This window comes from Limoniibacter endophyticus (assembly GCF_014652835.1).
GTDB lineage: Bacteria > Pseudomonadota > Alphaproteobacteria > Rhizobiales > Rhizobiaceae > Limoniibacter > Limoniibacter endophyticus.
On record NZ_BMZO01000005.1, the window covers coordinates 263,409 to 277,045 of the forward strand.

The window sequence follows — 13,637 nt, forward strand, 5'->3', positions numbered from 1 at the left end:
GGGAGGCTTCAGGGGAGACTTGCCACTCAGCGGGAAACTTGTATGTTTGACCTTTACGTCAAAGGCGCTGGAGGAGTCTGCCCATGTATCGTGCCCCGGTCGATGAGATCGCGTTTGCCTTGCGTCATCACGCAGGTTTGTCTCAAGTTCTGGGGGACGGCGTTTTTTCGCATCTCGACGACGATGTTCTGGATGCAATTATGGGCGAGGCGGGACGCTTTGCGTCCGAGGAAATCGCTCCGCTCAATCTCTCTGGTGATCGGGAAGGCGCCAAGCTCGCGAACGGTGCCATAACGACACCAAAGGGATGGAAAGAGGCTTATGCGCATTGGCGCGAAGGCGGCTGGAACGGGCTTTCCGCTCCGGAAGCCTATGGCGGGCAGGATCTGCCGCTCGTCGTCAATATGGCAGCCTTTGAGATGTGGGCGAGTGCATCAGTCGCGTTCGCGCTTGGACCGACGCTGACAATGGGCGGGATTGAAGCCCTTGCCGCACATGGCTCCCCGGAGTTGCAGAAGCGCTATCTGGAAAAGCTCGTCAGCGGCGAGTGGATGGCCACGATGAACCTGACCGAACCCCAGGCCGGTTCCGATCTTTCGACGGTGCGTACCAAGGCAGTGCCGGAGGGAGACGGGACCTACCGTCTTTCGGGTCAGAAAATCTTCATCACCTTTGGCGAACACGATTTCACCGATAATATCGTGCATCTCGTTCTGGCGCGTTTGCCGGACGCGCCAGAAGGCACGCGCGGTATTTCACTCTTCCTCGTTCCAAAGTTCCTCGTCAATGAAGACGGTACGCTTGGCAAACGCAACGACGTGATCTGCTCTGGTGTGGAACACAAGATGGGCATTCATGGCTCTCCCACCTGCACTATGGTCTATGGTGATGGCGGCGCGCATTCGGAAGTCGGCACGGGCGCCATCGGCTGGCTGGTCGGCGAAGAAAATCGCGGGCTGAATTGTATGTTCACGATGATGAACAATGCGCGTGTGGCAATTGGCGCGCATGGCGTCGGTCTGTGTGAAGCCGCGACGCAAAAGGCGCTGGAGTATGCGAGGGAACGGCGTCAGGGCAAAGCGAAAGCCGTTGCTTCCGAGGGCGCGGTGGCCATCTTGCATCACGCCGATATTCAGCGTGAACTCCTGACCATGAAAGCTCTGACCGCAGCCTCGCGCGCCCTCGTCTATTCCTGTGCGCTGGCTATTGATCTCGCGCACGCGAATGAGGACACGGAGAAGAAGAAATATTGGCAGGAGCGCGCTAATCTCCTTACACCGCTCGCCAAGGCATTCTCGTCCGACAATGCTGTCGAGGTGACGGGACGCGGTGTGCAGGTGCACGGCGGCATGGGTTTCATCGAGGAAACGGGCGCGGCCGTATTTTATCGTGATGCCCGCATAGGTACGATCTACGAAGGTACCAATGGCATCCAGGCAATCGACCTCGTAATGCGCAAACTGCCCCAATCCGGCGGACAGCATGTGCTTTCCTATATTGGCGAATTGTCCGAACAGGTGGACGCTTTCAAAGCCTCGGGAGAAGCGACTGCGGAAGTGGCTGCCCGACTTTCCTGGGGTCTCGATCAGCTGCGCGATGCCACCGTATTCCTCCAGGAGAAATTGCAGGCCGGGGACGAGCAGCCTTTGATGGCCGCTGCAACGCCATATCTGCGCCTCTTCTCCATCGTGCTCGGTGCCGTGCTTCTGTCGCGTGGCGTGACTCACGATCCGGAGGGGCAATCACCGCTCCTGCGCTTTTACGCCGAAAATCTGCTGGCAGAAGCAGCTGGCTTGAAGGATCGTGTCATTCATGGCGCCGCCAGCCTCGACGAGGCGGCGAAGCTTCTGTGGAAGGATTGATTTCATGAGCGAACACATCCAGATTTCGCGCGATCATTTGGTGCAGGTCATTCGCATAGCGCGTCCTGAAAAGAAGAACGCACTCACCCGTGACATGTATGCAGCCATGACCAGAGCGCTGATGGAGGGTGATGCGGATGAAGGCGTGCGTACGCATCTTCTGTTGGGGCAGCCGGGAATGTTTTCTTCCGGCAATGATATAGCCGACTTCATCGCGGTCGCGCAGGAAGGCGCTTTGGGAGGCGAAGTCCTGGCTTTTCTGGAGGCGCTAGCCGGCGTTAAAAAGCCGCTGGTTTCTGGCGTCGACGGCATTGCAGTCGGTATCGGAACGACCGTTAATCTACATTGCGACCTGACATTTGCCACATCGCGCACGGTTTTTCGTACGCCGTTCGTCGAGTTGGGACTTGTGCCGGAAGCGGGTTCGAGTCTGCTTTATCCCGCAGCGATCGGCGGCCAACGTGCATTTGCTGCTCTCGTCATGGGCGAGCCGTTAAGTGCGCAGGAAGCACAAGCCGCGGGTCTGATCTATCGCATCGTCGGTGAAGAACTGCTGGAGGCGACGGCGATGCAAGCGGCCCAGAAGCTCGCGAGCCTTCCTCCCGAGGCCGTGCGTCAATCCAAAGCCCTGCTGAAAGCGCCACGGGAACCGCTGCTCGATCGGATTCGTGAGGAAGCGAGCCTTTTCGGCGAGCGTCTGAGCTCGCGCGAGGCGATGGAGGCTTTCCAAGCCTTTATGAGTCGCAAAGCTTCATAAGAGATATCAGGGCGCGAAGATGGACCAGTTCATCATCTTCGCGAGCTTGCCGAGCGCTAATGTGCCCAGCTTGGAATTTCCATTCTCGTTCAATCCCGGAGACCACACGGCAAGGGTGGCTTGTCCCGGAACGATGCCGAGAATTCCCCCGCCGACACCGCTCTTGCCTGGAATACCAACCTGAAAGGCGAACTCGCCTGAGCCATCATAATGTCCGCAGGTCAGCATGAGCGCGTTGATGCGCCTGGCCTTCTGTCGCGCGATGACAGAGTGACCGGTCGCAGGATTGATGCCGTCATGAGCGAGGAACCGGCCCGCCAGCGCCAGTTGCCTGCAACTCATGGCAATGGCGCAATGATGAAAATACACGCCAAGCGCCATTTCCGGCGGATGGCGCAGATTGCCAAAAGATTTCATGTAATTCGCAAGCGCGAAATTGCGGAAGCCTGTAGCCCGTTCGGATGCCGCGACGGCTTCGTCGATGGCAATCGTGTCATCCTCCGTCAGAAAACGCAGGAAACGAAGGATCTCCCCGATCGTCTCACGCGGCTCGTGGCCAGCCAATAAAATATCGGAAACCACGATGGCGCCCGCATTGATGAACGGGTTGCGCGGGATGCCGCCTTCCTGTTCGAGCTGCACGATCGAATTGAAGGCATTCCCCGATGGCTCGCGTCCAACGCGTTTCCACAAGGAATCACCTACCTCGCCAAGCGCCAGGGTTAACGTAAAGACCTTCGAAATGCTCTGGATCGAGAAAGTCTCGTCGGCGTCCCCGATAGTAAAGACGCCATTATCATTGGTGACGACAGCGATACCAAACCTGGCCGGGTCGACCTTTCCAAGCTGGGGGATGTAATCCGCGACGCGACCGCGGTCGATATGGTCTGCCATCTCGTCATGGATTTCGGCCAGCGCTTCGTCGAGTGTAGGCACCTTGCCTCCTGCGTTCGCGGTCAGGGGTAATAACGCTGCGTCTGCCAACCATCCGCAGAGGGCGTCATGATGACCCGATCATGGAGGCGGAATGGGCGATCGTGCCAGAACTCGATAGAGAAGGGAACAAGACGGAAGCCAGACCAATAGCCGGGACGGGGCACTTCGCCTTCCGGATACTTGTTTTCATACTCGGCAACGGCACCTTCCAGCGTCGAGCGCGCGTCGAGCGGACGTGACTGCTGCGAGGCCCAGGCGCCGATCTGCGACAGACGCGGGCGGCTATGATAATACTCGTCCGCTTCCGCATCCGTCACGGTCTCGATGGTGCCACGCACCCGTACCTGGCGACGGAGGCTCTTCCAATGGAAGCATAAGGCTGCTTTCCCAGTAGAAAGTAGTTCTCGCCCCTTGTTGCTCTCGTAATTTGTATAGAACACGAAGCCCTTCTCGTCGTAATCCTTTAAAAGGACGATTCGCACATTGGGCAGCCCGGTTTCATCGACCGTGGCAAGCGCCATTGCGTTAGGGTCGTTTGGTTCGCTGTCACGCGCGTCCTCGAGCCACTCGGAGAAAAGTGTGAACGGATCGTTACGCAATGTGAAATCAGCGTTATTGCTTTTATCACCAGTTGTTAACTTACTGCCGTTCATAGTCATTCCTCGCGTTAGATTCTGTTCCGGAGATTGCCCATTGCCGCTCGCGAAGCAAGCGCCAGAGCAAGAAAAACATTGGCCTTGGCGATATATAGCGGGCTTTCGGATGTGCGTGCCGTTGGGGCTTTGCCTGCTTTCCAGTGGTTGCGTCATGTCGGTCATGGGGTCGGCCAAACAGCCGCCGGTAGATACCGACGTCCGCACGGGGGCCGTCGTCTCTTCTTCCCCTGCGGTCGATAGCGCGGCATCTTCCGATATGTTTACGATCCGTAACGCTGTGACATCGACAGACCTTGAACAGGCGGCAGTGCAGCCGCTTGCCTGGGCGAATGCCGAAACCGGCTCGCGTGGCATCATCGAGAAGATTCAGCAATACGAAGAGCAGAACAGACTCTGCCGTAAGTTTGAAGTCCTGCGCGAAAGCTACAAGGGGGTTGCCATGTTCGATGGCGACGCCTGTGTCGCCAATAATGGCGAGTGGATGGTACGCCGCTTCGAGCAACGTTAAGCTTGCCTGGGCGCTGGCATCCTGCCTGGCTTGTGCCTATATATCGGGCAAGTCTCAATTCACCCTAGAGTAAAGCTGAAGCTTCATGCGCAACCCTTATGACGTTTTGGGCGTAGCCAAGAACGCCACGGAAAAAGATATAAAATCGGCTTTTCGCAAGCTCGCAAAGAAGTATCACCCGGACCAGAACCCGGACGATGTTTCGGCGAAGGAGAAGTTTTCGCAGGCAAATCAGGCCTATGAAATCCTCGGCGACAAGGACAAGCGCGCAGCCTTCGATCGCGGCGAGATCGATGGCGAAGGCAAGCCGCGCTTTCAGGGATTTGCGGGCGCCGGTGCCGGTGGCGAAGACCCATTTGCAGCGTTTCGCAGAGCTGGAGGCAGTCATCCGGGAGGCTCTCCCTTCGGTCAGGGTGGATCGCCATTCGGCAATAGCGAGGATATTCTAAGCGAAATCTTTGGCCAGGCTTTTCGTGGCGCTGGCGGCGCTGGGCCAGGAGCGGGCTTTGCCGGTGCCGGACGCGCGCGTCAGCAGCGGCCCCGGAAAGGCGAGGATCTGCAGGTCGGTCTCGGTGTCACGATTGAAGACATTGCAACCGTGGCGAAAGTCACGGCGCAGTTTCCGGATGGCCGCAGCATCGCGATCAAGCTGCCGCGCTTTGTCGAGGACGGCCAGACCATTCGTTTGCGTGGACAGGGCGAACAGGTGATGGGCGGCGAGAACGGCGATGCGCTCGTCAAGATTCGCATTCGTCCGCATCCCCGTTATCGCATAGAGGGACGCGACCTGCATGTCGATCTTCCTATTCCGCTCCGCGATGCGGTATTGGGAGCAAAGGTGCCGGTCGAAACGCCGGCAGGCAAGCTGGCGCTGAACATTCCGGCGTGGTCGAGCTCCGACAAGGTGCTGCGCCTGAAAGGCAAGGGCTTGCCGCTGAAGGATAGTGGCGAGGGCGATCTGTTCGTTCATGTGCGCATCATGCTGGCTGATGAGGATCGCGATGCGCTCAATGAGCTCTACCGTGGAGAAGCTTTCTAGCAGCACGCATTAACGGTGAGGCGGCCAGTATTTCAAACGGCAGCAATCAGAGTTTCCCAAAGTCTACTTCGGCTTTCAGATCAACCGTGCTGGTTTCCCACTGCGAACAGGCGCTTACGTAAGCCTCTCTGCTTGATGCAGCCGATTTGCTGTGCAATAGGGCATGAACAGAATTCTATGGAGAGCTGACCGATGGCGACGAGTACGGGCCTGATGCAAGGCAAGCGAGGCCTTATCATGGGCGTTGCGAACAACCGTTCGATTGCTTGGGGAATCGCCAAGGCTTGCGTCGATCAGGGCGCTGAGATTGCGCTGACCTATCAAGGCGAAGCGTTCCGCAAGCGCGTCGAGCCGCTTGCAACCGAACTCGGTGCATTTATCGCAGGCGATTGCGACGTTACCGACGCCGCAAGCCTGGACGCCGTTTTTGACAATGTCGAAAAGAAATGGGGCAAGATCGACTTCCTGGTCCATGCGATCGCATTTTCGGACAAGGATGAACTCGACGGCCGCTACGTTGATACCACGCACCAGAACTTCCTGCGCACGATGGACATTTCGGTGTTTTCCTTCACCACCATCGCCAAGCGCGCAGAAAAACTGATGACCGAGGGCGGGGCGCTCCTTACGTTGACCTATTATGGTGCTGAGAAGGTGATGCCGCACTACAACGTCATGGGCGTTGCCAAGGCTGCCCTTGAAGCTTCGGTGCGTTATCTTGCGGTTGATCTTGGCTCGAAAGCCATCCGGGTCAACGCGATCTCGGCTGGTCCCATCAAGACATTGGCTGCATCCGGCATCGGTGATTTCCGCTATATTCTCAAGTGGAACGAGTACAATGCACCGCTCAAGCGGGTTGTCTCGATCGAGGAAGTGGGCGACTCTGCGCTTTATCTGCTGTCAGACCTCTCGCGTGGCGTGACCGGCGAGGTGCACCATGTCGACGCCGGGTACCATGCCATTGGCATGAAAGCGGTGGATGCGCCTGATATCAGTACTGTAAAAGACTGACCCAATTGCATTATCTGAAGCGCGGGCGTTTTCCCGCGCTTCTTCCTTCTCATTCAGCTGCCGAGTTCTGTCATGACGCGCCCGCTAATCTATTTCGTTCGCCATGGTGAAACCAGCTGGAACGTGGAGCGGCGGCTTCAGGGACAGACGGACCGCCCGCTTAACAAAAATGGAATTGCCCAAGCTACCCGCAATGGCCAGAAGCTGAAGGCCCTTATCGACGACATTTCCATCTTCGATTTTGTTGCGAGCCCGCTTATCCGGACCAGCGACACGATGCGTCTATTGCGCAAGGCGATGGGCCTCGAGCCGGACGACTTTCGTACCGATCGCCGCATCATCGAAATCTCGTTCGGAGAATGGGAAGGCTCGACGCTCCCGGAACTTGAAACACATTCGCCGGGCGTGAGTAAGAAGCGCGATGCCGACAAATGGAATTTCGTCCCGCCGGGTGCGGCCGCGGAAAGCTACGAGATTCTGAGAAGGCGCGTTCTGCCATTTGTCGAAGAGCTGGTGCGCCCGACGGTCGTCGTGACGCATGGCGGCGTCATTCGCACTATCTTTCGTCAGTTCGGTGGCTACTCTGAGGAAGAGGCGTCACGCATGCACGTGACTCAAGACCACGTGCTGCGTTTTGCCGATGGCGAGCTTATCTGGCTCTGAGCCGGTCGCGCGATTTATTGTTCCTCGGTCGTGACTTCTTCGTCGATGATGATGTCCTGGACCATCTTCTTGCCGTCCGCTTCTTCGTAGGTAAGAGCAACTTCCGTTCCGCGTTCGAGCGTGCCTATGTCGAATTCGCCGTTCAGCGTGTAGGTTTCCCCATTTACCACGATCGTGCGAGCCTCCGCGTTGATCGATTCGACTGTGCCAAAATCCTCGGCCGCCAAAGCAGGAAGGCCAAGGCCTGCCAGAATGAACGTCGCTACAAATAGTTTACGCATATCGAATCTCCCGATTGCCAAATATGACGCGCTTACAGAGCAGTAACGACGCGAATGTGTCAAAACTGACATTTAATCGTTCAAATTTCAAATTCATCGCGGCGAATACGTTGATCTACAGGAACCGATACATGGACTCCTGCTGCCGTTCTAAGCAGTTTCGATTCCCGCGGAGATGCGCTAGAACGCAACTCTGTTCTGTTTCTCGGTTGCGGGTCAAAGTCGATCTATGTCGCATAATAGTTTTGGTTATCTTTTCCGTGTCACTACCTGGGGCGAAAGCCATGGACCGGCTTTGGGCTGTGTTGTCGATGGCTGCCCGCCCGGCATCCGGTTCACGCTGGCCGATATCCAGGCCGATCTAGACCGCCGCCGCCCGGGCACATCGCGTTTCGTGACGCAGCGCCGCGAGCCGGACGAGGTGAAGATTTTGTCCGGTGTTCTGCCCGAAGAGGATGGGGTGACGCTGGTAACTACCGGCACTCCGATTTCCATGCTGATAGAGAATGTCGATCAGCGTTCGAAGGATTATGGCGCGATTGCCCAGCAATATCGCCCCGGTCATGCCGATTACGCCTATGAAACCAAATATGGCATTCGCGATTACCGCGGTGGCGGGCGATCCTCAGCGCGCGAAACCGCCGCACGTGTTGCCGCCGGTGCAATCGCGCGCCGTGTCGTGCCGGGCATGGTGGTTCGCGGTGCGCTTGTTTCGATGGGCGATAAGGATGTTGATCGCAGTCGCTGGGACTGGAACTTCGTGGAGAGTGCCGAGAACCCGTTCTTCACCCCTGATCCGGGATCGGTCCCGATCTTTTCCGATTATCTTGATGACATACGAAAGTCCGGCTCTTCGGTTGGCGCAATCATCGAGATCGTCGTGGATGGCGTACCGGCAGGATTGGGTGCGCCGCTCTATGGCAAAATGGATCAGGATATTGCCTCCAATCTCATGTCGATCAATGCCGTGAAAGGCGTGGAGATCGGCAATGGTTTCGAGGCCGCGCGCATTCGTGGCGAGGAAAATGCCGATCAGATGCGCATCGGTGAAGATGGGAAGCCGCATTTCCTATCCAATAAAGCGGGAGGAATCCTGGGCGGCATTACTACGGGTCAGCAGGTCGTCGCGCGCTTCGCCGTTAAGCCGACATCGTCGATTTTGACGCCGCGTCAGTCCGTTGACCGGCAGGGGAGGGAGGTCGAAGTCGTCACTAAAGGTCGCCATGATCCGTGCGTCGGCATTCGCGCCGTGCCGATCGGCGAGGCGATGGTGGCATGTGCGCTCGCCGACCACTATCTGCGTCACCGCGGCCAGACCGGACGCGCCTGAACAAGACATACATACGCTTAAGGTATCGAAATGGCATATGATCACAACAAGGTCGTCGAAGCGATCCGGGCCTTCGAGAATGGCGAGATCGTCGTCGTCATGGATGATGATGGACGTGAGAACGAGGGCGACCTGATTGTTTCGGCTGTGCATTGCACGCCTGAAAAGATGGCTTTTATAGTGCGCTATACCTCCGGCATCGTCTGCGCCCCAATGACGCGGGAGACGGCTCGTCGTTTCAACCTGACGCCGATGGTGGCCGAGAACGACGCGCCGCATTCAACGGCATTCACGGTGAGCGTTGATTTCAAACACGGCACGACCACCGGCATTTCCGCGGATGATCGAACGCTTACGGTGCGCAACCTGGCGAACTCCAATGCCGGCGCCAGCGACTTCGTGCGCCCTGGCCACATCTTCCCGCTGGTCGCGCGCGAAGGCGGCGTCCTCATGCGTTCAGGCCACACCGAAGCCGCTGTCGATCTATGCAAGCTTGCGGGACTGCCGGAGGTCGGCGTGATCTGCGAACTCGTCAATGATGACGGCTCGGTTATGCGCGGCCCCCAAGTCTCGCAATTTGCCGAAACGCACAAGTTGAAGCAGGTCTCGGTCGCGGATCTCATTTCCTATCGTCAGCGTCGCGAAACGCTGGTGCAGCGGGTGGAAAGTTTCGACATCGAAACCCCGGCTGGTCCGGCAAAGGCGCATGCATACCGCCTCCCATGGGAAGAGATGCACCATCTCGTTGTCGTCTACGGGGATATCCGAGACGGTCAGGACGTGCCGGTGCGCTTGCATCCCGAAAACGTTGCAGCCGACGTGTTTGGTGAAAAGACCCGCCTGGATGGCATCATGCAAACCATGGCGCAAGAAGGCCGCGGCGTTATCGTCTATCTGCGTGAGGGCTCGGTGGGCACGCAGCGCAATGCACGCCAACGCCCGAGCAACGACGATCGTGAGGCTCACGAAGAAGCGTTGCGGCGCGAGAGCGAGTGGCGCGAAATCGGCCTGGGCGCCCAAATCCTGAAAGATCTTGGCATTTCCTCGATCCGTCTTCTCACCTCGCGTGAGCGGCATTATGTCGGTCTGGAAGGCTTTGGCATCGCGATTGCAAAAACCGAGTTGATCTAACGCGCCGAGCGCGGGAGTAAATGCATGACGACGCGCTTCTATCACCATCCCGGCTTTCTCGAGCATGAGACGCCGCAAGGCCATGTCGAGCGTGCTGATCGTATTCGCGCCATCGAACAGGCACTGCTGGAAGATCAGCTCTTCGAGGAGATGGAGCGTGTAGAAGCACCGCTTGCCGAACGCGACGCGGCGTTTCTTGCCCATGACGAAGCCTATGTGGAAACACTTCTGAAAACAGTGCTTGGACACGAGGAGATTGTGCAACTCGATCCGGATACCTATGCCGGGCCGCACTCGATCGAAGCGGCATTTCGCGGTATGGGGGCTGCGATGGCAGGGATAGACGATCTTTTTTCAGGACGCGCGGACAATGTCTTTGTCTGCTCACGTCCTCCGGGTCACCATGCAGAACGTGACAAGGCGATGGGCTTTTGTCTCTTCAACAACGTGGCAATTGCGGCGCGTCATGCGCAGAAGGTGCACGGGGTCGAACGGGTGGCGATCATCGATTTCGACGTCCATCATGGCAACGGCACGCAAGACATATTCTGGAATGACAAGAATGTGCTTTTTGCGTCCACGCATCAGGCCGATCATTATCCGCATACCGGCTTCGTGCACGAGGTCGGCGCGGGCAATGTTCTCAACGCTCCGCTTGCGGCGGGAAGTGGATCGCATGAATTCCGCGAGGCGATGGAGACCCGTGTATTTCCTGCCCTCGACAATATGGCTCCTGACCTTATCGTGTTATCGGCGGGCTTCGATGCGCACAGGCTCGATTCGCTGGGTGATCTGAACCTGGACGAAGACGACTTCGACTGGGTGACGGGCAAGCTGATGGAGCGTGCGGCCCGTTTCTGCAATGATCGTGTATTGAGTGTGCTCGAAGGTGGTTACAATCTGCACAGCCTGGCGTTTTCCGCCACGCGTCACATTGCACGACTGATGAAAGGATAGACGATGGCTGAGCCGGTGAACGAGGATATCCGTTCCTTAAGTTTCGAGCAGGCGCTGAGCGAACTCGAGAACATCGTCGATCATCTGGAGCGCGGCGATGTAGCCCTCGATCAGTCGATCCGTATTTATGAGCGCGGCGAGGCGCTCAAGTTGCATTGTGAGCGATTGTTGAAATCTGCCGAAGACAAGGTCGAGAAAATCCGCCTATCACGTGAAGGCGTCGCGGTTGGCACCGAGGCGCTCGATCCGGAATAGCCTCCAAAGTGGAGCAGTCCGAAGAATCGGCTTGCAGGCCGCCGTCTTGGGTGAGCGTGTAGCGTGAACAGAAGGCGTTGACAGCTTCTTGATTCCCTTTGCAGCGGCGTAGCAGAACTTTATGCAGGACTGAATGAACACGTCGGCACAAGAGAAGATGCGTCTTGATGAGGCGCTGGTAATGCGCAACTTGTCCGTATCACGTTCGCGGGCCAAGGACGCGATCCAACGTGGCCACGTGGTGGTCAATGGAAAACCGGTCAGGAAGCCCGGGCAAATAGTGGCTGTCTCCGACGCAATCACCGTCTCCGATCCGGCCGGGGCCTATGTATCGCGCGCAGCTTTGAAGCTCGTAAAGGGACTTGAGCATTTCGGCTTCGACCCAGCTGGAAAGCTTTGCCTTGATATTGGTGCGTCCACAGGCGGTTTCACGCAGGTGCTACTTGAAAAAGGCGCGCGCCATGTGGTGGCGGTGGATGTCGGGCATGATCAGATGGATATGCAACTACGCGATAACCCACGGGTCTCCTGCATCGAAGGACTGAATGCGCGCGCGATGACGTTGGCCGATATTGGCGGCAAAGCGCCGGAGTTTCTCGTGTCCGACGTCAGCTTCATTTCCTTGAAACTGGCGCTGCCGCCTGCTTTGGCTTTTGCCTCGCCGGGTGCCGTGGGCATCTTTCTGGTCAAGCCGCAATTCGAGGCCGGACGCGAGGCGATCGGCAGGGGCGGGCTGTTGCGCGATGCATCACTCGGCGAAGCGACCGCACAGGACATGGGTGACTGGCTTTTGTCGCAGGAAGGGTGGATGGTCGAGGGGCTGACGACGTCGCCGATCGAAGGCGGTGACGGCAATCGCGAGTTTTTGCTTGCAGGGCGCAAGCGCATCTGATTTCTGAGCAAATATTCCAGAAAAAATGGCGTATCGAGACCGCGTTTGAGCGAAAACGCGATCCAGACAAGGCAATTTCATGAGCATTCAGGTCATCATCGAACGGTTAGGCGCGCAGGGCGATGGTATTGGCCATGTCGCCGGCAAGCCAGTTTTCGTTCCTTTCACATTGCCCGGCGAACGCGTCAATATTGCGCTTGATGCCAAGGGCAAGGGCGCTGTGATGGCCCTTCTGGAAACAGCGGCCAATCGTGTTCAGCCGGCCTGCAAGCATTTCACCGAATGCGGCGGTTGCTCGCTGCAGCATCTCCATATGGACGATTATCTCCTGTTCAAGCGTCAGATTCTCGTTGATGCGCTGCAACGGGAAGGCATTGAAGCCGATGTAGCACCGATCATCGCCTGCGCTCCGCATAGTCGCCGCCGGGTCATTTTCACGGCCCGAAGAACCATGTCTGGTATTGTACTCGGCTATTTGCGGGCCCAGTCGCATGAGATCATTGCCATCGAGGAATGCCCCATTGCGCTACCCCGTATTGTCGAGGCACTGCACGTTTTTCGGAGCCTTGCCGAACTGATTGCGCATACGTCCGACAGCTTTCACCTCGGTGTAACTGTTACGGAAGCAGGCTTTGATATCGCGACGAGCGGCCAGGGCAAGGTGGCGGATCGTGCCCGTAAAGAAATTTCCGCTTTCGCGATGGAAAATGGTATCGCCCGTATCAGCGCCGACGGCGAAATCATCATCGAGCCCAAGAAACCGCACGTAACCTTCGGCAAAGCCGTGGTTGCACCCCCGCCAGGCGCTTTTCTCCAAGCCGTTGCCAGTGCCGAGGATGCCATGTCCGACCTGGTGCTCGGTCATCTGGGAAAGTCCAAATCGGTTGCCGACCTCTTTGCCGGTAGCGGGACCTTCGGTCTCCGCATCGCAGGGCGCGCGCAGGTCCATGCTGTAGAAGGCGATGACAAGGCCGTCGCTGCCCTCGACCGCGCCATTCGCACCACGCAGGGCATTAAACCGGTCACCGTCGAAAAACGTGATCTCTTCCGCCGCCCGTTGACCTTCAAGGAACTGAATGCCTACGATGCCGTCGTTTTCGACCCGCCGCGTGCGGGTGCGGAAGACCAGTGCAAACAGCTTGCGCGCGCGGATGTGGCAAAAGTGGCGGCTGTCTCCTGCAATCCCCAGACACTCGCACGCGATCTGAAAATCCTGCTCGCTGGCGGCTACATTCTCAAGCGCGTCACGCCAATCGACCAGTTTCTGTGGTCTTCGCATCTGGAAGCGGTAGCGCTTCTGGAGAAAAAGGTCGTGCGGAGGCGGTAACACAAAAATCTCGAACACGCCTGACGTGCTCA

The 13,637-nt window shown here is 57.7% G+C and carries 15 protein-coding genes; 12 read left to right on the top strand and 3 right to left on the bottom strand.

The genetic code is table 11. The features are described 5' to 3' along the window. Positions 1–83: 83 nt before the first annotated feature. Both IE151_RS09235 and IE151_RS09240 read left to right on the top strand, forming a co-directional pair. Positions 84–1,862 carry an acyl-CoA dehydrogenase family protein gene (locus tag IE151_RS09235; RefSeq protein WP_189489701.1) on the top strand — a complete coding sequence of 593 codons (1,779 nt, stop codon included), beginning with the start codon at positions 84–86 and terminating at the stop codon, positions 1,860–1,862. Positions 1,863–1,866: 4 nt separating this feature from the next. After that, positions 1,867–2,619, top strand: a complete 753-nt coding sequence (locus IE151_RS09240; RefSeq protein ID WP_189489702.1) for a crotonase/enoyl-CoA hydratase family protein — start codon at positions 1,867–1,869, stop codon at positions 2,617–2,619. A 6-nt stretch (positions 2,620–2,625) separates the two neighbouring features. Here IE151_RS09240 and IE151_RS09245 read toward each other — a convergent pair whose 3' ends face one another. Beyond that, complete coding sequence (locus IE151_RS09245) at positions 2,626–3,555, bottom strand: glutaminase (RefSeq protein ID WP_189489703.1); 930 nt, start codon at positions 3,553–3,555, stop codon at positions 2,626–2,628. 20 nt (positions 3,556–3,575) lie between these two features. Next, complete coding sequence (pdxH, locus tag IE151_RS09250) at positions 3,576–4,208, bottom strand: pyridoxamine 5'-phosphate oxidase (protein ID WP_189489704.1); 633 nt, start codon at positions 4,206–4,208, stop codon at positions 3,576–3,578. Positions 4,209–4,317: 109 nt separating this feature from the next. On the opposite strand from pdxH, the gene IE151_RS09255 reads away from it, so the two are divergent. The 4 genes from IE151_RS09255 to IE151_RS09270 all read left to right on the top strand — a co-directional run bounded on the left by IE151_RS09255 (position 4,318) and on the right by IE151_RS09270 (position 7,432). After that, entirely contained in the window at positions 4,318–4,719 is a 402-nt protein-coding gene (locus IE151_RS09255; protein ID WP_189489705.1) for an RT0821/Lpp0805 family surface protein, read from the top strand. An 85-nt stretch (positions 4,720–4,804) separates the two neighbouring features. Further along, positions 4,805–5,758 carry a DnaJ C-terminal domain-containing protein gene (locus tag IE151_RS09260; protein ID WP_189489706.1) on the top strand — a complete coding sequence of 318 codons (954 nt, stop codon included), beginning with the start codon at positions 4,805–4,807 and terminating at the stop codon, positions 5,756–5,758. 192 nt (positions 5,759–5,950) lie between these two features. Continuing rightward, positions 5,951–6,769, top strand: coding sequence for an enoyl-ACP reductase FabI (gene fabI / locus IE151_RS09265; RefSeq protein WP_189489707.1), 819 nt, complete (start codon positions 5,951–5,953; stop codon positions 6,767–6,769). 72 nt (positions 6,770–6,841) lie between these two features. Continuing rightward, positions 6,842–7,432, top strand: coding sequence for a histidine phosphatase family protein (locus tag IE151_RS09270; protein ID WP_189489708.1), 591 nt, complete (start codon positions 6,842–6,844; stop codon positions 7,430–7,432). Positions 7,433–7,446: 14 nt separating this feature from the next. On the opposite strand, the gene IE151_RS09275 is transcribed toward IE151_RS09270, so the two are convergent. After that, a complete protein-coding gene (locus IE151_RS09275; RefSeq protein ID WP_189489709.1) occupies positions 7,447–7,713 on the bottom strand; it encodes a DUF1344 domain-containing protein in 267 nt (88 codons plus the stop codon). A 229-nt stretch (positions 7,714–7,942) separates the two neighbouring features. Here IE151_RS09275 and aroC point away from each other — a divergent pair, with 229 nt between their 5' ends. The 6 genes from aroC (at position 7,943) to IE151_RS09305 (ending at position 13,605) form a co-directional block, all read left to right on the top strand. Next, on the top strand, positions 7,943–9,043 hold the full coding sequence (aroC, locus tag IE151_RS09280; protein WP_189489710.1) for a chorismate synthase: 1,101 nt from the start codon (positions 7,943–7,945) through the stop codon (positions 9,041–9,043). Positions 9,044–9,073: 30 nt separating this feature from the next. Next, on the top strand, positions 9,074–10,174 hold the full coding sequence (gene ribB / locus IE151_RS09285) for a 3,4-dihydroxy-2-butanone-4-phosphate synthase (protein WP_189489711.1): 1,101 nt from the start codon (positions 9,074–9,076) through the stop codon (positions 10,172–10,174). Positions 10,175–10,198: 24 nt separating this feature from the next. Beyond that, positions 10,199–11,131, top strand: a complete 933-nt coding sequence (locus tag IE151_RS09290; protein ID WP_189489712.1) for a histone deacetylase family protein — start codon at positions 10,199–10,201, stop codon at positions 11,129–11,131. A gap of 3 nt (positions 11,132–11,134) precedes the next feature. Beyond that, on the top strand, positions 11,135–11,386 hold the full coding sequence (locus IE151_RS09295) for an exodeoxyribonuclease VII small subunit (protein WP_189489713.1): 252 nt from the start codon (positions 11,135–11,137) through the stop codon (positions 11,384–11,386). A 133-nt stretch (positions 11,387–11,519) separates the two neighbouring features. Continuing rightward, positions 11,520–12,278 (top strand): TlyA family RNA methyltransferase, encoded by a 759-nt coding sequence (locus tag IE151_RS09300; RefSeq protein ID WP_189489714.1) that lies wholly within the window; start codon positions 11,520–11,522, stop codon positions 12,276–12,278. Positions 12,279–12,357: 79 nt separating this feature from the next. After that, positions 12,358–13,605: a class I SAM-dependent RNA methyltransferase gene (locus IE151_RS09305; RefSeq protein ID WP_189489715.1), complete on the top strand. Its 1,248-nt coding sequence runs from the start codon at positions 12,358–12,360 to the stop codon at positions 13,603–13,605. The last annotated feature ends 32 nt before the right edge of the window (positions 13,606–13,637 follow it).

Coding starts and splice junctions, on each gene's coding strand:
- IE151_RS09235 (WP_189489701.1), top strand. CDS start 84: ATGTATCGTGCCCCGGTCGATGAGATCGCGTTTGCCTTGCGTCATCAC.
- IE151_RS09240 (WP_189489702.1), top strand. CDS start 1,867: ATGAGCGAACACATCCAGATTTCGCGCGATCATTTGGTGCAGGTCATT.
- pdxH (WP_189489704.1), bottom strand. CDS start 4,208: ATGAACGGCAGTAAGTTAACAACTGGTGATAAAAGCAATAACGCTGAT.
- IE151_RS09255 (WP_189489705.1), top strand. CDS start 4,318: ATGTGCGTGCCGTTGGGGCTTTGCCTGCTTTCCAGTGGTTGCGTCATG.
- IE151_RS09260 (WP_189489706.1), top strand. CDS start 4,805: ATGCGCAACCCTTATGACGTTTTGGGCGTAGCCAAGAACGCCACGGAA.
- fabI (WP_189489707.1), top strand. CDS start 5,951: ATGGCGACGAGTACGGGCCTGATGCAAGGCAAGCGAGGCCTTATCATG.
- IE151_RS09270 (WP_189489708.1), top strand. CDS start 6,842: ATGACGCGCCCGCTAATCTATTTCGTTCGCCATGGTGAAACCAGCTGG.
- IE151_RS09275 (WP_189489709.1), bottom strand. CDS start 7,713: ATGCGTAAACTATTTGTAGCGACGTTCATTCTGGCAGGCCTTGGCCTT.
- aroC (WP_189489710.1), top strand. CDS start 7,943: ATGTCGCATAATAGTTTTGGTTATCTTTTCCGTGTCACTACCTGGGGC.
- ribB (WP_189489711.1), top strand. CDS start 9,074: ATGGCATATGATCACAACAAGGTCGTCGAAGCGATCCGGGCCTTCGAG.
- IE151_RS09290 (WP_189489712.1), top strand. CDS start 10,199: ATGACGACGCGCTTCTATCACCATCCCGGCTTTCTCGAGCATGAGACG.
- IE151_RS09295 (WP_189489713.1), top strand. CDS start 11,135: ATGGCTGAGCCGGTGAACGAGGATATCCGTTCCTTAAGTTTCGAGCAG.
- IE151_RS09300 (WP_189489714.1), top strand. CDS start 11,520: ATGAACACGTCGGCACAAGAGAAGATGCGTCTTGATGAGGCGCTGGTA.
- IE151_RS09305 (WP_189489715.1), top strand. CDS start 12,358: ATGAGCATTCAGGTCATCATCGAACGGTTAGGCGCGCAGGGCGATGGT.